The following is a 16,610-nucleotide window of genomic DNA, read 5'->3' as shown; positions in this document are numbered from 1 at the left end:
CTTAATTTTTTATCTGTGATTGTTCTGGTAATGGATTGGTTCCATACTTATCAAACAAATACACTAAAGCTGTCATGGTAGCTGCTCCTAATTCTAATTCACGTTTATTTACAGCATCAAAAGTGTCATTAGCAGCATGATGATGATCGAAATAGCGTTGTGAATCTGGACGCAATCCTGCTAATACATTACTATCACTTTTTAAAGGACTAACATCTGCGCCACTGCCTCCTTTTTCAAAATAATGTATAAGATAAGGTTTAAATAACGGTTTCCAGCTTAAGACTTGATTAAAATTAGCCTCACTACAGTCGAAGCTAAAGCCACGAGGTGTAAATCCGCCAGCATCACTTTCTAGTGCAAACACATGGTTTTCACCTTTTCGTTTGGCTTCCTCTGCGTATTTAGTTCCGCCTCTTAATCCGTTTTCTTCATTCATAAATAACACGACACGAATACTGCGTTTTGGTTGAATTCCTGATTCTTTAAGCAAGCGCAATACGTCCATGGACTGCACAATACCTGCTCCATCATCATGAGAGCCATCACCTAAATCCCATGAATCTAAATGACCACCAACAACGAAATATTCATTAGGAAATTCGCTTCCTGTAATTTCTCCTATAACATTATGAGATAGCACATCTTTATATTGCGTGCAGCTCTGTTTAAAATAAAACTCTAAATCGCTATCTAGCTTTAATGATGCACTTAACAATTCAGCATCATTTGTGCTTATTGCTGCTGAAGGAATTCGTTTCTCTACAGGTAGATCGTCGTAAGTCATGCTTCCTGTGTGTGGTAAATCATCTAAACGCAAGTTCATGGAGCGCACGATAACACCTACAGCGCCATATTTAGCAGCTTCGACTGCGCCTTGATAACGTTGATTAACACAACCTCCATAAGCATTAAACGTACTTATTAGGTCTGCTTGCATTGGTCGGTTATAGAATACTATTTTTCCTTTTATTTGAGCTTCGCCAAGTTTTTCGAGGTCTTCAAAGTTATGAACCTCTACAACTTTTGCTTTTAAACCCAAAGGATTTGTTGCAACTGAACCACCTAAAGCGCAAATATTAACATTTGTAGTTTGTTTTTTTGAAGACTCGATGTAAGCGTATTCTTTTGTACCTCGAACCCATTTTGGCACCATAACTGGTTGCAGCCAAACTTTATCAAGTCCTAATTTTTCTAGCTCTTCTTTTCCCCATTGTACCGCAAGTTCTGCATTTAAAGATCCAGAAAGTCGTCCGCCAATTTGATTAGACAAATAATCTAACCATTCGTAGCTTTTACCATTTGTTAAGGATTGAGTGTATATTTCTCTAATAGTTTCCTCATCGGTTTGTGAAAAACTAAGCATCGAGCTTAAAGCTAGTGTAAGTAGAAGAATTCTTTTCATCTGAATTATTTATGAAGTTGAAGCTTAAAGATAGTACTTCTTGAAAGTTTCAACAAGTACAAAAAAAACCTTAACACTTTTTTAGTGGTTCTAGCTCGCGTTAACGATTGCAATGGCATCCTTTTCTTTTTGTTGAGACGTTTCGACTGCGCTCAACGAGACAAAAAGAAAAGATATAATGGAAAGCGTGGTTTTTGTTTAGCAAAAAAACGCCCAAAAACTATTCGTTATTAAGTTGTTGTTTATACAATTGAATATTAGCCTTGACCTCATCATCAAGTTCTGGCTCTTTGATATCTGAATATTGTTTTAGTGTATCGAGCATAATTTTCGCCACAATATAACGCGCTGTAGGTTTATCATCTGCAGGAATATTAAACCAAGGCGCATGAGGTTTAGAAGTTCTATTAATCGCATCTTCGTAGCACGCTTGATACTTACCCCAAAGTTTGCGCTCTTTTAAGTCGCCTGGAGAGAATTTCCAGTTCTTTTCTTTTTTGTCTAAACGCCTTAACAATCTGTTTTTTTGTTCGTCTTTAGATAGGTTTAAAAAAAACTTAAAAATAATAGTTCCGTTATCTGCAATGTGTTTTTCAAAATTATTTATTTGTTGGAAACGCGCATCCCAAAAGGCATCGTTTATATCTTCAATACGATTTACTGAAGGAATATTTTCTCCTAAAATATAGCCTGGATGGACTCGAGTTACTAATACATTTTCGTAATGAGTTCTGTTAAACACGCCAAATTTTCCGCGTGCTGGAAGCGCTATATAATGTCTCCAAATATAATCGTGTTTGAGTTCTAATTCGGTTGGGACTTTGAAGCTGTGCACCACAACACCTCTGGCGTTAAAATCTTTAAAAACTTCGCGAATCAAGCTATCTTTTCCAGCGGTATCCATACCTTGAAGACAAACTAATACAGCGTATTTACCATGTGCATAAAGTGTATCTTGGAGTTCTCCGAGTTTACGTCTTACTTTTTTTAGTTCGTCTTTTACTGCATCTTCATCTGCATCTAAGCTATAGTTTGTGGGTTGTTTAGATATATCTATTTTAGAAATGATTTTGAAGTCGGTGATGTCTATAGTTTTCAATTTATAAGTCTTTAGAATTACATTTTTAAAGATATCAATATTTTCTGTATTAGCATTACTAGTATCTATGAGGAATTGTTTTTTTATTCTGAAGAAAGCTATTATTTAGTATGCTTAAAGTCAACTTATGATGAAAACAGTTATAATACAAGGAAGCTCTAGAAGCGATGGTGATACTAGTAAAATTGTAAATTATATCGCAACAAAGAATAATTTTGATGTGATTGATTTAAACACAAAAACTATTGGTCACTACGACTATGAATACAAAAATGCAAATGATGATTTTATTGGCTTAATGACTGAAATCATTGCGAACTACGATACTATTATTTTTGCAACTCCAGTATATTGGTATACGATGAGTGGTATAATGAAAGCGTTTTTTGATAGGATTTCTGATTTAATTAGAATACATAAAGATTTAGGCCGACAATTACGTGGAAAAAATATGGCCATGATAAGTACAAGCAATAGTGATGATTTAGTAAAAGGATTTAATATGCCTTTTGTAGAATCTGCCAGCTATTTAGGTATGAATTATTTAGGCGACGTTCATACTTGGGTTGAAAATGACCGTATTCCTAAACATGTTAAAGCTAAAATTGATAATTTCTTAATCTTCTAACTCTTTAGTAATAAGCTCTGTAAGTTCATTATTAGCTAAAAGCAACTCGCTAAGGCTTTTTATTGTTTTATCTTCAGACGCTTTTTTCCATTCGTGCATGGCTTCCATGACTAAAAAGAGCTTTGGGTAGTTATATTCTGACTTCAGAAATTCAGTAAGATCTGGCTGATTATTAAGCCGTTCAGTAAGTGTTGAACTACCAACTAATAATGAAGCTTGTTCTAAAATAGTATTTTTATTGGAATCATTTGAAAATGAAATTTTCATGATTAGATCTTGCTCTCGTTTTAAATTAGCAATTTTATTACGAATATGAGGCGCTAATAGTTTAATATCTCCTGTATTCTCTAATGTTTCTATCGTACTATAATTAAACTCAATGAGTTTAGATGCAACCTCTAATTGAAAGACGTTTTCTAATACCTGATTTGGATTTATATTAGGGGCTTTAAACGTTTCTTTATACTTGTTATAATCTGAGCGAAAGGAGTCTAGTGTAGCAATTGTTTCTTCTATATATACCTTATCTTTATTTAAATCGTCTAAAAGTTGATGGTAATAGTTTTGTCGTTCTGCATCAAGTTTATTGTTCTCACTTTTTAAATTAAGTTGAAGTGCAATTAAAATTCCAACGACAACAAGTATAATTTCGCCAAAAGCATATAATAAATACTTACTGAATTTATGTTCAGAAAGTAAACCTTGTCTTATTTTACGAAAAAACTTTATCATTTGCTCGCAAATAATTTTACGTCTTTTTCGTTCACTTCTTGATTTCCAAGAATAATTAAACGTTCTACCACATTTCGAAGTTCTCGAATATTACCTGTCCAATCATATTCTTGTAGCAGTTTTATCGCTTTATTAGAAAAATTCTTTTTAGCTGTACCATGCTCATCAGCAATCTTTTGCGTGAAGTATTCTATTAGTAAAGGAATATCATCACGTCTATCGTTTAAAGCAGGCACTTTAATTAAAATTACGGCAAGTCTATGGTATAAATCTTCACGAAATCGACCTTCTTCAATTTCCTTTTTTAAATTTTTATTTGTTGCAGCAACGACACGAACATCGACTTTAATGTCTTTATCGCTACCTACTCTTTGTATTCTATTTTCTTGTAATGCACGTAATACTTTAGCTTGAGCAGATAAACTCATGTCTCCAATTTCGTCTAAAAAAATTGTTCCGCCATTAGCGGCTTCAAATTTACCAGCACGATCTTTATTAGCACTTGTAAAAGCCCCTTTAACATGTCCGAAAAGTTCACTTTCTATGAGTTCGCTAGGAATTGCTGCACAGTTAACCTCTATCATAGCGCCTTTAGAGCGTTCACTTTTTTGGTGCAACCAATGCGCAACTAATTCTTTTCCCGTTCCGTTAGGACCTGTAATTAAAACTCGTGCATCGGTTTGTGCTACTTTTTCGATAATTTCTTTAATATGAGAGATGGCGCTACTTTTACCGATCATTTCATAATTCTTGCTGACTTTCCTTTTGAGCATTTTGTTTTCAACAACAAGCTCTTTTCTATCTAAAGCAATACGTACTGTATTTAACAAACGATTTAAATCTGGCGGTTTAGAGATATAATCAAAAGCCCCTAAACGCATGGTATTTACAGCAGTATCTAAATCACCATGACCAGAAATCATAACCATTGGTATTTCAGGTTTAATTTTTTTAACTGCTTCTAAGACTTCGACACCATCCATTTTTGGCATTTTAATATCACAAAGAACTAAGTCATAATCCTCTTTTTTGATTTTTTCAATACCAACTAAACCATCTTCAGCTTCATCGACCTCGTATTTATCGTTTTCTTCAGTGAGTATTTTAATAAGCACTCTTCTAATTGCAGCTTCGTCTTCTATTACTAATATTTTCGGCATAGTTTAATTAATTATTTCTGAATAATATGAATATCTCTTTGTGGGAATGGTATTGTTATGTTGTGTTCTCTAAATAATTTGTCAATTTCAAAACGCAAGTCGCTTTGAATAAAACGTGTGTTAAAACTATCGTTTAAAGTAAAAACTATTTTAAAGCTTAATGCACTATCTCCAAAATTAGTAAATAGCACTGTGGGAGCAGGATATTTTAATATCTGCTCATGCTTTTCGGCTGCTTGTAAAAGCAATTTTTTTACTAATTGCACATCACTACCATAAGCTACTCCTACCTCAACATTTTCTCTTGTGGTTGTTCCGTTTTGCGTCCAATTATATAAGCTATTTGTTAAGTATAAATGATTAGGTATAACGACAACTTTATTATCTGCTGTAGTGGCTCTAGTTGTGCGTAATTTTATTTCTTCAACACGTCCTACTTTTCCATCTAATTCAATAATATCACCAACATGAACAGATTGGTCTATTAAAATAAAAATTCCAGAAATAATATCTTGAAATAGCGTTTGTAATGCTAAACCAATTCCAATTAACAATGCTGCAGAAGCAGCAAAAATACCAGTCACATTAACACCTACAGCATGAAATGTAATTAAAACAATAATCACATAACTTAGCCAAGTAGCATAAGAGAAAACAGCTTTAAATTTAAGCTTATCTTCTTTTGGCAATTTTCTAGTAATTAATTTTCTAATAAACCTTAACAATAGCGTGGCTATTAGTAAAACAATAAGCAAGATTAAAATGTCTTGAACACTAATCTCAACCTCTTTAGTGATACTAAAAGATTTGGCTAATATGTTTTTAATTTCTTTCATGCTAATATTTAATCCATTTCATTAGTTCTTTATAACTAGGTTTTTTGCCGTACATTAAAATTCCAACTCTATATATTTTTGCTGCAAACCAAACGGTTAATACAAAGGTACCAACTAATAATAAAAACGAAAGGCCTTGTTGCCATAAAGGTACACCAAATGGAATTCGCATTAACATCACGACTGGAGATGTAAATGGAATAAATGAAAATACTGTTGAAACAGTTCCATGAGGATCTTCTACAACAGTAAAGATACCAATATATACTGCTAAAATTAAAGGCATTAAAATAGGCAACATAAACTGTTGTGTATCTGTCTCATTATCTACAGCTGCTCCAATAGCTGCATAAAGTGAACTATATAATAAATAGCCAGCGATAAAAAATAAGATAAATGCAAATATCAAATTCGCTATTGGTAAATTATAAAATGCCGACAATACATTTTGAATTTCGGTGCTTACTTCTGGATTTTCCATAGCTTGTTGCATTACTTCTTGCTGTGGTGTTTGTTGTAAAATATCTATCCCAAGTATAGCAGAAGCTAAAGTCATAAATACACCACCTAGAATCATCCAAATTACAAATTGTGTGATTCCTGCTAAAGAAGTGCCTATAATTTTGCCAAGCATTAATTGCATTGGTTTAACCGAAGAAATTATAACCTCTATAATGCGACTGGTTTTTTCTTCAATTACACTTCGCATAATCATATTACCATAGATAATGATAAACATAAATAACAAATACCCAGCAGCACCACCAAAAATAAGTTTAACCACACTATCAACCTTAGAGGTTTTCTCGCCAATAAAGCTTTCTTGAGCGATATTAACATTTGTCTCAGACGCTTTTAATTTTTCAAGATCAATGCCTTCCTGTTGTAACTTTAAGTTTCTAAACTCTTTTTCTAATTTACTTTCTAAACCTGTCATTAAGGACAATGAAGGTGTTTCTTTAGAATAAAACTTAATGTGTTTTACGGTTTCATCAATAGATTCATATTTTGGAATATGAAGTATTCCGTAGGTTTCAGTTTCTTCAACTATAATTTTAGCATCGTCTATATTTACATTCTCTAAAATACTATAACTCGTATTTTCTGTGTTCTGAAAAATAGACTTAATTAATCCTGTTTCATCTAAGATAGATACAGTTCTCGTTTTATCATTATTTAATTGAGATAAATAAGCTACAATTGCTATAAGTGCTATCATAATGATAGGACTTAGAATGGTCATGATGATGAACGATTTGTTTTTAACTTTAGTTAAATACTCTCTTTTTATAATAAGTGGTAAATGATTCATAATTAGTTATTCTTTACGGCTTGAATAAAAATATCGTTAGCACTTGGAACTAACTCCACAAAATGTGAAACTTCACCCTTGGTTGTTAAATAGCTCAACAAGTCGTTTGGTGTTTCATTTTCTGAAAGTTTTATATTAAGTTTTAAATCATCATCTAAAGATTTAAAATGCGTAAGTGACGTATTAAATTTTTGAGATATAACTTCTGTAAGCGTTCTTTTATCGGAAGCTTTAATTCCAACTTCAAAAGTGTTCGTTTTATATTGTCTTTTGATGTCGGTAAGCTTACCATCTAATATTTTATTTGATTGATGCAAAAGTGCGATATGATCGCATAACTCCTCAACAGACTCCATTCGATGTGTTGAAAAAATAACTGTAGCACCTTCATTTTTAAGCCTTAAAATTTCATCTTTAATTAAATTGGCATTTATAGGATCAAAGCCTGAAAAAGGTTCGTCAAAAATCAACAGCTTAGGTTCGTGTAAAACGGTTACGACAAACTGTATTTTTTGAGCCATTCCTTTAGAAAGTTCCTGTATTTTTTTATTCCACCAATCGCCTATTTCTAAACGCTCAAACCAATATTTTAATCGTTTTTTTGCTTCTGTTTTACTTAATCCTTTTAATTGTGCTAAGTATAATGCTTGCTCTCCTACTTTCATAGACTTATACAAACCACGTTCTTCAGGCAAATAGCCAATATCCTTTATATGGTGTGCTTGCAATGGTTCACCATCTAAAATAACATGTCCTGCATCAGGCATAGTAATTTGATTAATGACACGAATAAGGGTTGTTTTTCCTGCACCGTTTGGTCCAAGCAATCCAAAAATACTTCCTTTAGGGACAGAAATAGAAACATTATTTAGTGCAGTAAAATCTCCGAAATTTTTAGAAACTGCATGTGCTTCTAAGAGGTTATTCATAAAATGCTATTTAATATATATGAATTGTAAAGATAGAAAAATGTTAGAGGAGATAAAGTTCTATTAACTTTAATTTAAATGATTCTGGTATAGCTAAAAAGAAGCAAAATAAATTCAATAAAAAAACAAAACCCACCCTTTGACTATTAAGTTAAAGGATGGGAAAAAATTGCTATGAAAAAGAAAAATTACCACTAAAATAAATTAGTGATAAATCAAATATACTGTTTTTTGCTAAATAAATGTTAAATGAAAGGAAATTGTTGTCTTCTTTCAAAAAAATAAACTTGATTAAAAACAAAACATCTCATTAAACTTAAACATCTTTATGAAAACATGTCTTTAACTTTTTCAAAAAAAGATTTATCTGAACTTTCTGGTTTTGGAGAAAAATGTTCATCTTCACGCATCGATTCAAAAAATTCTTTTTGCTGTTTACTTAGTGTTTTTGGTGTCCATACATTAACATGAACCAATAAATCTCCTTTTCCATAACCATTAATGCTTGGAATTCCTTTTCCGCGTAAGCGTAAAATTTTACCAGACTGAACACCTGCTTCTACTTTTATACGCACTTTTCCTGTTACTGTATCAATTTCTTTAGAGGTTCCTAAGACTGCATCAGAAAGACTTATATACATGTCATAATGCAAATTATCGCCTTCACGTTGTAATGTTGGATGGTTTTCTTCTTCGATGGCAACCAACAAATCACCAGAAATACCATTTCCTGGAGCTCCATTCCCTTTTCCAGATACTTTTAATTGCATACCATCTACAACACCTGCTGGAATTTTTATTGAAACTGTTTCTTCTTTTATGATTAAACCTTGAGCGTCAGCGTCTGCAGGTTTCTTATCGATTGTTTGTCCAGCTCCACCACAGGTAGTACAGGCTGATGCTGTTTGCATTCTACCTAAAATAGTATTGGTAACACGCGTTACTTGACCAGAGCCATTACATGTTGAACAAGTTTTGTATGTTGTGCCTTTGGCTTGTACTTTACGTTTGACTTTTATTTTCTTTTCAACACCATTAGCAATTTCTTCAAGAGTCAATTTAACTCGAATACGCAAATTACTTCCTTTAACACGACGTTGACCACTAAAGCCTCCGCCTCCTCCAAAGCCAGAAAAACCGCCTCCTCCAAAAGCACCTCCAAAAATATCTCCAAACTGGCTAAAGATGTCATCCATATTCATATTTCCACCACCAAAACCTCCAGCACCATCAAAAGCTTGATGACCAAACTGATCGTATCGCGACTTTTTATCAGCATTACTTAAAACTTCATAAGCTTCTGCAGCTTCTTTAAATTTTGCTTCAGCTTCTTTATCATCAGGATTTTTATCTGGATGATACTTTAAAGCCATTTTTCTATAAGCCTTTTTTATTTCAGTCGCTGTAGCACTTTTGCTTATGCCTAATATTTCGTAATAATCTCTTTTTGCCATATTATTGTCCTATTACCACTTTTGGAAAGCGAATCACTTTTTCTCCTAATTTGTATCCTTTTTCTACCACATCAATTACTTTTCCTTTTAAATCCTCGTTAGGCGCAGGAATTTGAGTTATAGCTTCATGATCATCGGCATTAAATAAATCGCCTTGAGCAACTTTAACTACCGAAAGCCCTTTTTGCTCTAGAGTAGAAAGAAGCTTTTGGTATATAAGTAACACGCCTTTACGTAAATCTTCAGCTTCTTTATCATCTTCAATATGACTTAAAGCGCGTTCAAAATCATCAAGAACTGGTAATAATGACACCATGACGTCTTGACTAGCGGTTTTAAACAATTCTATACGCTCTTTAGTCGTTCTTTTTTTGTAGTTCTCAAATTCAGCAAATAGACGTAAAAATTTATCTTTTTCTAATTTGATTTCTTCTTGCAATTTCTCTTCCTCTGAAAGGACCTGTATGTCAACTTCTTGCTGCTCTACAGTCTCTTCTATCACTTCTTCTTTTTTATTTTTTTTGCTCATTTTTGTATCTAGATTTTATAAATACTTTTTACAGATGGCAAAAGTACTGCCATTATTATGAAAATGTCAAAATGTCACTCCTTTTTTTTTATGTTTTTTTTGTCTAAACACATTAACTATTTCTTATTTTTACAACTTAAATACTAAAACAAATAAATTATTATGAAAAAACAAGTTTTAAATATTTTTACTGTTGTTACCTTATGCATTGCAGTTGTTGGTTGTAAAAAAGCAAAAGAAGCAGATACAAGTGAAGCGGAAGCTGCAGCTGTGTCTGAAAGTTCAATGCAAAAATACAATGTTAAGGTGTCTGAATCTGTAATTGCATGGAAAGGATTTAAACCAACTGGAACACATTCTGGATCAATAAATATTGATAATGGTGTTTTCCATATGGAAAATGGTGATTTAAAGAGTGGTACTTTTTTAATTGACATGAACTCTATTGTTTGCGAGGATTTAAATGGTGAAATGAAAGCGAAATTAGAAGCTCATTTAAAAGGTAGTGCTGAAGGAGAAGAAGGTGAATTTTTTAATGTGGCGAAATTTCCAACTGCTGCTTTTGAAGTTACTGGAACTCAACCAGACAAAGACGGCAGAGTACTACTTTCAGGAAATTTAACGCTTAAAGACATTAAAAACAATATTACTTTTCCTGCTCAAATTACAACAGAAGGCGATATGGTTATGATTGATAGTGATGCCTTTACAATTGATAGAACGAAATGGGAAATCAATTATGGCTCAAAGTCTGTTTTTGATAATCTTGGCGACAAGTTTATTAATGATGAAATCGAGCTAAAAATTGCTATTAAAGGTAGAAAAAATTAATACCTAAATAATTTAAATTAGATGAAAAGCCTTACTTATTGAAGTAAGGCTTTTTTTTGCTCTACTAATTTGATTAAAATATTAATTATCAATATATTGAAGCCTTTATAATCATCCTTATAATCTTAAATCATAATTTACAATTGCATTAAAACCTAAAATCTCTGCGCTTAAAAATGAAACCGCTTATTAAGTTTTTATTTTTCTTTATCACGCTTACAACTTGCTATTGTCAAGCGCCTTCAACTTTAAGTTTTACACACTTTGAAACTGATTTCTTTACCTATCAGCCTATTCAAAAAGAAGGTGTTTCAGATGATCATTTTAGTTTTGCAAAATTTGTGATTTCAGAAGTTAAGAACGAATTAAATAATGATGTAAAAAACTATACTGCAATACATTATTGGAATATAATAACAGCCTTAGATAAACTAAAAGTAGATAAATCTATTTTAATTTTTGCGTTTCAAAAAATGTTTGAAAAAGAAGGTAGCTGCAACTATATTTTAAATTTTAAAGGAAAAGCTACTTTTTATGACTCTATTCCTGCGATGTATGATTTTTATTATTCAAATTGCCAAAAGAATAATTAAATATCCTTTTATAAAAAATTTATGGTTTAGTGGCTCGAAGCATCTCTCGTTTTCCTGGAGGTCCTTCTAACCGTTCAACTATAAAGCCAACACTTTGCATTGCTCGTCTCACACTTCCTTTTGCTGAATAGGTCACTAATACACCTTGAGTTTTAAGTGCTTTATACATGATTTCAAAAATAGATTCTACCCACAACTCTGGTTGTACTCTTGCGCCAAAGGCATCAAAATATATGAGATGAAAAGTTTCTTCATAATCTATCTCAGAAAAGTCCTTGTTTACTTTTTTAAGTTGAAAATAATCAGTGACGTGATGGATGTCTTCCCATGGAACATCATGAATTGTATTAAAAATCTGCTTCTTTTTTATAGCGTTTAATTGTTCTGGATAATTAAGTTGATTGATTTCAAGTAAGGAAATTGGATAAGCTTCAACACCATGATATTCTATTTGTAGGTCTAATTTTTCAGCTTCTAATAAAGTCATAAAAGCATTTAATGCTGTGCCTAAACCTATTTCTAGTATCGCAACATTTTTAGTCTTGTTTTCTAAAATATAGTGGTGTAAACCTGCTTTTACAAAAACATGCTGTGCTTCCTGAATTGCGCCGTGTGTGGAATGGTATTGCTCATTCCACTCAGGAATATGAATAGTTGTCGAACCATCATCTGTAACAATTATTTTGCGTTTCAAACTATTGAATTAATAGTTTTTTAATTCTTGGTATTGGACCAGTGCATTCGGTTTGGTGGCAAGATATACAAACTCCAACAGCATTGTTAAATCGGCTTTCAATGCTTATAGAATCATTAGGTTTAAAGACTTCTCTTTCAGCATTAATAAATAGAGTTGAAAAGCTTTTGAATGTTTCATTTCTAGATTTAAACTCTGAAAGCTCTGCGGTATGAATTTTAAGAAAATCTAAAGGAAATTCTTTTGGGATTTCACCTGCAAGAATTTCCTCTTTTATTTTTAAATTATAGTCATACATCTCGTTCATGAGCAATGACATTTCTGAAGGTTCATACATATCATAAACTATCTTACTGTCATCTTTTGTTTGTTCTTCTTTGTTAGAATTACATCCAAATAATGTCATCAATATTATAGTGCAGATTATATGTCTCATTGTTTATTCTTCTAATAGTAAAACACCATCAGCTTCAAAAGAATATGTTTTTTCAGCTTCAGTAATTAAAGCAATTTCTTCAGCAGACTTTCCAGCATCTTCAGCATAATGACGAAGTTCGCTAACAGGGACTTCATTGACATAAGCTTTACCATTAACTATCACTTCTTTTCCAGCAATGTTTTTTGGCATAAAAAAACCATAATCTTTAAACTTTACCATCACTTGTTCTCCATTATCTAAATTTAGTTTCATCCAGCAACCTTTAGCCTGACAAACCTCATCTACTTTTGCGATCATTTTTGAGTCAGCACTATCTCCTACTTTCATAGATTTGTAGTGCTCTGCCATTGATTTACTTTCTATAGCGTTATCTGCACTAATTTCTTTTCCAAAGGATTTATACGTCACTTCTTGCTTTATTTCATCTGTAGTTTCAACAGCTTCTTTTTTTTCGCTTTTACATGCAATTATAGCTATAGAAACTGCAATAAGTAATATTATTTTTTTCATTTTTTAAATATTATTTTTTTCAAATTTTACGGCATAAATATACCACTTTTTTAAAAAAAAATAATCTTTTTTATACCACTAATATTCTCTATTTTTGCAGCCTATTAAATGTAAAATATTATGAGTAGAATATTGACTAACGAAATCGATTTAGAAACTGTAGAAAAGTCAAGAATTAATGATGTAGATTTTGATAATATTGACTTTGGACGTGAGTTTACTGACCATATGTTTTCATGTGATTTTGTAGATGGAGAATGGCAAACACCAAAAATTATGCCTTATCAAGCACTTACTCTAGATCCATCTGCGCGAGTTTTTCATTATGGTCAAGCTGTTTTTGAAGGCATGAAAGCATTTAAAGATGATCAAGATGAAGTGTGGTTATTTAGACCAGAAGATAATTTTAATCGAATTAATATCTCTGCTGCAAGGTTAGCAATTCCTGAATTTCCTAAAGACTATTTTCTAAATGGCCTTAAAACGCTTATTCAATTAGATAAAGCTTGGGTAAAAAAAGGGGATGGAAATGCACTTTATATTAGACCATTTGTTATCGCTACTGAACCTGCAATTTCTGCGGCACCTGCTAATGAGTATAAATTCATGATTATTTGTTCTCCTGTTAAAGCTTATTATAAAGGTAGATTAAGTGTTTTATTTGCTGAAAAATTTAGTCGTTCTGCTGATGGAGGCGTTGGATTTGCCAAAGCTGCTGGTAATTATGCTGCTCAATTTTACCCAACTAATTTAGCTAACAAAAAAGGATTTCAACAAATAATTTGGACAGACGCCAATACTCATGAATATTTAGAGGAAGCTGGTACTATGAATATCTTTTTTAGAATAAATAACACTTTAGTTACTGCGCCAACGAGCGACAGAATTTTAGATGGTATTACTAGGAAGAGTGTTATTCAATTAGCTAAAGACAATAATATAGATGTTGAAATTCGTCGTGTTTCTGTAAAAGAAATTAAAGAAGCTGCCATGGATGGTAGTTTAAAAGAAATTTTTGGAAGTGGAACAGCTGCTGTTATTAGTCCGATTTCTGCTTTTGAACATGCAGGAGATGTTTTTGAAATTCCTGATCTTGAAGATTCATACTCCACTTTTTTCAAAAGAAAATTAATGGATATTCAATATAATAAATCTGATGACCAGCATGGCTGGCGTTACAAAGTTTAAGAATAAAAAAAGAGAAGCTTAAAAGCTTCTCTTTTTTATTTATCTAGTATCATTGATATATTAGGCTTAAAATAATTTGGCCCTTTTAGTACCTTTCCATCTTCTCTATAAATAGGCTGACCATCTTCACCTAATTTACTCATATTACTACGCTGGATTTCATCAAAAACTTCTTCAATTTTATACTGCATGCCATGCTCTATAATTGTACCACAAAGTATATACAACATATCGCCTAATGCATCAGCAACTTCAACAAGGTCATCATCATTTGCTGCTTCTAGGTATTCTTCATTTTCTTCCTTCATTAAATTAAAACGCAACCTATTTTTAGCTTCACCTAAATTAGCTTTTGGCGTTTCTCTGTGACCAATTTTAAAAGCTTCATGAAAGGCTTTTACAGCTTCAATTTTATTTTTCATCTGTTATAAATAATTGTAATTAGAATTCATTAATTTTGTATAAAAATAACAATATGTTTACAAAAGGTCAATGGGTTTTTGGAATTTTATTCGCAATAGCATTTATTCTTGTGCTAGCTTATACCTATAGAAAAGATCTAAAACTTCACAAACGTTATTATAAAGGCAGCATATGGGTTTTAATTGCTTTTATTTCATTCCTGCTTTTTATTATTTCTATTAAATTCTTTTTTAAGTAATCGTTTTAACCACTTTAAATTTACTTTATCAACTTCCCCCTTTTTTATTTATCTTTGGGTAAACTAATACATTCTAAAAAATGAAAACTCTAAAGTATATTATATTTTTATTACTCATATTAATTATTGGTTTTCTAATTTATGTAGCAATACAGCCAAATGATTATGATGTAAAGCGAACTCAACTAATTAATGCACCAGCAAATGTTATTTATAATAATATTAATGACTTAAAACAATGGGAATCATGGGGACCATGGCATGATAATGATTCAACTATAGTTACATCATATTCTGATAACACCACTGGGATTGGAGCAAAAAGTAGTTGGACAAGTAAAGATGGTCCAGGCAACTTAGAACTTGTTAATACAGTTCCAAATAAATCAGTAGATTTAAAATTACAATTTTCAGATTACGAGCCTACAGATATTTACTGGACTTTAGAAGATGCTGAAGGTGGTACAAATGTAACTTGGGGAATGAAAAATGAAAGCAACCCTTTTATGTTTAAACTCTTTGGTGTGTTATCTGGTGGAATGGATAAAATGCTAGGCACAATGCAAGAAGATGGTTTAAAAAACTTATCTGGTGTCGTAACAGAACAAATGAAAAACGCTCCTAAAAAAAGTTATAGACTAGGTGATGTTGTTGAAGTTGAATTGACTGATGGTAAATTTATAGGTTATCTTCAAAAAACATCTACAGATTTAGAACATGAAGAAATGACTGCCCTCTTTATGGAATTCATGCCCAAAGCTGGAATGTATGCCGCAGAAAATAAATTAACTCCTGACGATTTTGTACCAGGTACTTTTTATACCAAATGGGACGAAAAAACTAAAGAAGCAGAATTCTATATCGGATTACTTCTAAAGAAAGAATTAGCGCCAGCTGAAGGCATGACAGCCCTTGATGTTCCTGGTGGAAAAGCAGTTAAAATTGCCAAATATGGTGATTATGGTACTGGAGACTATGAAGCTCATATCGCTATAGGTGAATATATGCAAAGCAAAAAAATAGAAATGAACGGAACTTCAGTTTGGGAATTATATGTTAACGATCCTACAACGGTTAAGCCTGAAGATATCCAAACAGATATTTACTATCCTGTGAAATAGTTAATAATCTTACACTTTAACTAAAACCTTACAATTAAAAACTGTAAGGTTTTTTATTACATTTGTTTAATGAAGAATATATTGCTCGTATTTGTTGGTGGTGGATTTGGTAGTGTCCTTCGCTTTATAATTGGAAAATATCTTAATAGCACAGGAAATGGTATTCCGTATGGTACTTTTCTTGCCAATATTTTAGGGAGCTTACTTATTGGTATTATTCTTGGCTTAGCAGCAAAAAACAACACCTTATCATCAAGTCAAACTTTATTGTTAGCTACAGGATTTTGTGGTGGTTTTACCACCTTCTCCACTTTTGCATATGAAAACCATGTGTTTCTAAAATCTGGTGATTTCACCAGTTTCGCCTTATATTCTATCGCTAGTTTTGTTATTGGGTTTTTAGCTGTTTTCCTTGGAATGCATTTAGTAAAGTAAAATATACGACAAACTACGTATGTTTTTGTCTTTCATAATTATAGAAATTTGAGA

At 32.1% G+C, this 16,610-nt stretch carries 19 protein-coding genes; 6 read left to right on the top strand and 13 right to left on the bottom strand.

Annotated elements, in window-relative coordinates; translation table 11 throughout:
• Window position 1: 1 nt before the first annotated feature.
• On the bottom strand, window positions 2-1,405 hold the full coding sequence (locus ACFS5M_RS11055; RefSeq protein WP_183488580.1) for a M20/M25/M40 family metallo-hydrolase: 1,404 nt from the start codon (window positions 1,403-1,405) through the stop codon (window positions 2-4).
• 220 nt (window positions 1,406-1,625) lie between these two features.
• Complete coding sequence (locus ACFS5M_RS11050) at window positions 1,626-2,456, bottom strand: PPK2 family polyphosphate kinase (RefSeq protein ID WP_379898921.1); 831 nt, start codon at window positions 2,454-2,456, stop codon at window positions 1,626-1,628.
• 175 nt (window positions 2,457-2,631) lie between these two features.
• Here ACFS5M_RS11050 and ACFS5M_RS11045 point away from each other — a divergent pair, with 175 nt between their 5' ends.
• The gene (locus ACFS5M_RS11045; protein WP_183488584.1) at window positions 2,632-3,132 is read left to right on the top strand and encodes a flavodoxin family protein; all 501 of its coding nucleotides are present in this window, start codon (window positions 2,632-2,634) and stop codon (window positions 3,130-3,132) included.
• On the opposite strand, the gene ACFS5M_RS11040 is transcribed toward ACFS5M_RS11045, so the two are convergent.
• The 7 genes from ACFS5M_RS11040 to ACFS5M_RS11010 all read right to left on the bottom strand — a co-directional run bounded on the left by ACFS5M_RS11040 (window position 3,121) and on the right by ACFS5M_RS11010 (window position 10,084).
• Complete coding sequence (locus tag ACFS5M_RS11040; protein ID WP_183488586.1) at window positions 3,121-3,864, bottom strand: hypothetical protein; 744 nt, start codon at window positions 3,862-3,864, stop codon at window positions 3,121-3,123. The genes ACFS5M_RS11045 and ACFS5M_RS11040 overlap by 12 nt on opposite strands.
• Complete coding sequence (locus tag ACFS5M_RS11035) at window positions 3,861-5,024, bottom strand: sigma-54-dependent transcriptional regulator (RefSeq protein ID WP_183488588.1); 1,164 nt, start codon at window positions 5,022-5,024, stop codon at window positions 3,861-3,863. Before ACFS5M_RS11035 ends, ACFS5M_RS11040 begins: the two co-directional genes overlap by 4 nt.
• A gap of 11 nt (window positions 5,025-5,035) precedes the next feature.
• A complete protein-coding gene (locus ACFS5M_RS11030; RefSeq protein ID WP_183488590.1) occupies window positions 5,036-5,860 on the bottom strand; it encodes a mechanosensitive ion channel family protein in 825 nt (274 codons plus the stop codon).
• Between the two features lies 1 nt (window position 5,861).
• On the bottom strand, window positions 5,862-7,172 hold the full coding sequence (locus tag ACFS5M_RS11025; protein WP_183488592.1) for an ABC transporter permease: 1,311 nt from the start codon (window positions 7,170-7,172) through the stop codon (window positions 5,862-5,864).
• A 2-nt stretch (window positions 7,173-7,174) separates the two neighbouring features.
• Window positions 7,175-8,101, bottom strand: a complete 927-nt coding sequence (locus ACFS5M_RS11020) for an ABC transporter ATP-binding protein (RefSeq protein ID WP_183488594.1) — start codon at window positions 8,099-8,101, stop codon at window positions 7,175-7,177.
• 326 nt (window positions 8,102-8,427) lie between these two features.
• Window positions 8,428-9,555: a molecular chaperone DnaJ gene (gene dnaJ / locus ACFS5M_RS11015; protein ID WP_183488596.1), complete on the bottom strand. Its 1,128-nt coding sequence runs from the start codon at window positions 9,553-9,555 to the stop codon at window positions 8,428-8,430.
• Between the two features lies 1 nt (window position 9,556).
• Complete coding sequence (locus tag ACFS5M_RS11010) at window positions 9,557-10,084, bottom strand: nucleotide exchange factor GrpE (protein ID WP_183488598.1); 528 nt, start codon at window positions 10,082-10,084, stop codon at window positions 9,557-9,559.
• 162 nt (window positions 10,085-10,246) lie between these two features.
• Here ACFS5M_RS11010 and ACFS5M_RS11005 point away from each other — a divergent pair, with 162 nt between their 5' ends.
• Entirely contained in the window at window positions 10,247-10,915 is a 669-nt protein-coding gene (locus tag ACFS5M_RS11005; RefSeq protein ID WP_183488600.1) for a YceI family protein, read from the top strand.
• A 176-nt stretch (window positions 10,916-11,091) separates the two neighbouring features.
• Window positions 11,092-11,508 (top strand): hypothetical protein, encoded by a 417-nt coding sequence (locus ACFS5M_RS11000; protein ID WP_183488602.1) that lies wholly within the window; start codon window positions 11,092-11,094, stop codon window positions 11,506-11,508.
• Window positions 11,509-11,527: 19 nt separating this feature from the next.
• Here ACFS5M_RS11000 and mnmD read toward each other — a convergent pair whose 3' ends face one another.
• The 3 genes from mnmD to ACFS5M_RS10985 are packed head-to-tail and all read right to left on the bottom strand — an operon-like array spanning window position 11,528 to window position 13,151.
• Window positions 11,528-12,202, bottom strand: coding sequence for a tRNA (5-methylaminomethyl-2-thiouridine)(34)-methyltransferase MnmD (gene mnmD, locus ACFS5M_RS10995; RefSeq protein WP_183488604.1), 675 nt, complete (start codon window positions 12,200-12,202; stop codon window positions 11,528-11,530).
• Window position 12,203: 1 nt separating this feature from the next.
• Entirely contained in the window at window positions 12,204-12,638 is a 435-nt protein-coding gene (locus ACFS5M_RS10990; RefSeq protein ID WP_183488606.1) for a hypothetical protein, read from the bottom strand.
• A 3-nt stretch (window positions 12,639-12,641) separates the two neighbouring features.
• Window positions 12,642-13,151: a DUF4920 domain-containing protein gene (locus ACFS5M_RS10985; protein ID WP_183488608.1), complete on the bottom strand. Its 510-nt coding sequence runs from the start codon at window positions 13,149-13,151 to the stop codon at window positions 12,642-12,644.
• 120 nt (window positions 13,152-13,271) lie between these two features.
• Here ACFS5M_RS10985 and ACFS5M_RS10980 point away from each other — a divergent pair, with 120 nt between their 5' ends.
• Window positions 13,272-14,339: a branched-chain amino acid aminotransferase gene (locus ACFS5M_RS10980; RefSeq protein WP_183488610.1), complete on the top strand. Its 1,068-nt coding sequence runs from the start codon at window positions 13,272-13,274 to the stop codon at window positions 14,337-14,339.
• Window positions 14,340-14,374: 35 nt separating this feature from the next.
• Here ACFS5M_RS10980 and ACFS5M_RS10975 read toward each other — a convergent pair whose 3' ends face one another.
• Window positions 14,375-14,761, bottom strand: a complete 387-nt coding sequence (locus ACFS5M_RS10975) for a pyrophosphohydrolase domain-containing protein (protein ID WP_183488612.1) — start codon at window positions 14,759-14,761, stop codon at window positions 14,375-14,377.
• Window positions 14,762-15,080: 319 nt separating this feature from the next.
• On the opposite strand from ACFS5M_RS10975, the gene ACFS5M_RS10970 reads away from it, so the two are divergent.
• Both ACFS5M_RS10970 and crcB read left to right on the top strand, forming a co-directional pair.
• Window positions 15,081-16,121 carry an SRPBCC family protein gene (locus ACFS5M_RS10970; RefSeq protein WP_183488614.1) on the top strand — a complete coding sequence of 347 codons (1,041 nt, stop codon included), beginning with the start codon at window positions 15,081-15,083 and terminating at the stop codon, window positions 16,119-16,121.
• A 69-nt stretch (window positions 16,122-16,190) separates the two neighbouring features.
• Window positions 16,191-16,556, top strand: a complete 366-nt coding sequence (gene crcB / locus ACFS5M_RS10965; protein WP_183488616.1) for a fluoride efflux transporter CrcB — start codon at window positions 16,191-16,193, stop codon at window positions 16,554-16,556.
• The last annotated feature ends 54 nt before the right edge of the window (window positions 16,557-16,610 follow it).

It is taken from the genome of Lacinutrix iliipiscaria (assembly GCF_042686125.1).
Taxonomy (GTDB): Bacteria; Bacteroidota; Bacteroidia; order Flavobacteriales; family Flavobacteriaceae; genus Oceanihabitans; species Oceanihabitans iliipiscarium.
This window is presented reverse-complemented; position numbering and strand designations above follow the sequence as displayed.

Coding starts and splice junctions, on each gene's coding strand:
- ACFS5M_RS11025 (WP_183488592.1), bottom strand. CDS start 7,172: ATGAATCATTTACCACTTATTATAAAAAGAGAGTATTTAACTAAAGTT.
- ACFS5M_RS11000 (WP_183488602.1), top strand. CDS start 11,092: ATGAAACCGCTTATTAAGTTTTTATTTTTCTTTATCACGCTTACAACT.
- ACFS5M_RS10975 (WP_183488612.1), bottom strand. CDS start 14,761: ATGAAAAATAAAATTGAAGCTGTAAAAGCCTTTCATGAAGCTTTTAAA.
- ACFS5M_RS11040 (WP_183488586.1), bottom strand. CDS start 3,864: ATGATAAAGTTTTTTCGTAAAATAAGACAAGGTTTACTTTCTGAACAT.
- ACFS5M_RS10980 (WP_183488610.1), top strand. CDS start 13,272: ATGAGTAGAATATTGACTAACGAAATCGATTTAGAAACTGTAGAAAAG.
- ACFS5M_RS11035 (WP_183488588.1), bottom strand. CDS start 5,024: ATGCCGAAAATATTAGTAATAGAAGACGAAGCTGCAATTAGAAGAGTG.
- ACFS5M_RS10985 (WP_183488608.1), bottom strand. CDS start 13,151: ATGAAAAAAATAATATTACTTATTGCAGTTTCTATAGCTATAATTGCA.
- ACFS5M_RS11030 (WP_183488590.1), bottom strand. CDS start 5,860: ATGAAAGAAATTAAAAACATATTAGCCAAATCTTTTAGTATCACTAAA.
- ACFS5M_RS10990 (WP_183488606.1), bottom strand. CDS start 12,638: ATGAGACATATAATCTGCACTATAATATTGATGACATTATTTGGATGT.
- ACFS5M_RS11010 (WP_183488598.1), bottom strand. CDS start 10,084: ATGAGCAAAAAAAATAAAAAAGAAGAAGTGATAGAAGAGACTGTAGAG.
- ACFS5M_RS11045 (WP_183488584.1), top strand. CDS start 2,632: ATGATGAAAACAGTTATAATACAAGGAAGCTCTAGAAGCGATGGTGAT.
- ACFS5M_RS10970 (WP_183488614.1), top strand. CDS start 15,081: ATGAAAACTCTAAAGTATATTATATTTTTATTACTCATATTAATTATT.
- dnaJ (WP_183488596.1), bottom strand. CDS start 9,555: ATGGCAAAAAGAGATTATTACGAAATATTAGGCATAAGCAAAAGTGCT.
- ACFS5M_RS11020 (WP_183488594.1), bottom strand. CDS start 8,101: ATGAATAACCTCTTAGAAGCACATGCAGTTTCTAAAAATTTCGGAGAT.
- ACFS5M_RS11055 (WP_183488580.1), bottom strand. CDS start 1,405: ATGAAAAGAATTCTTCTACTTACACTAGCTTTAAGCTCGATGCTTAGT.
- ACFS5M_RS11005 (WP_183488600.1), top strand. CDS start 10,247: ATGAAAAAACAAGTTTTAAATATTTTTACTGTTGTTACCTTATGCATT.
- crcB (WP_183488616.1), top strand. CDS start 16,191: ATGAAGAATATATTGCTCGTATTTGTTGGTGGTGGATTTGGTAGTGTC.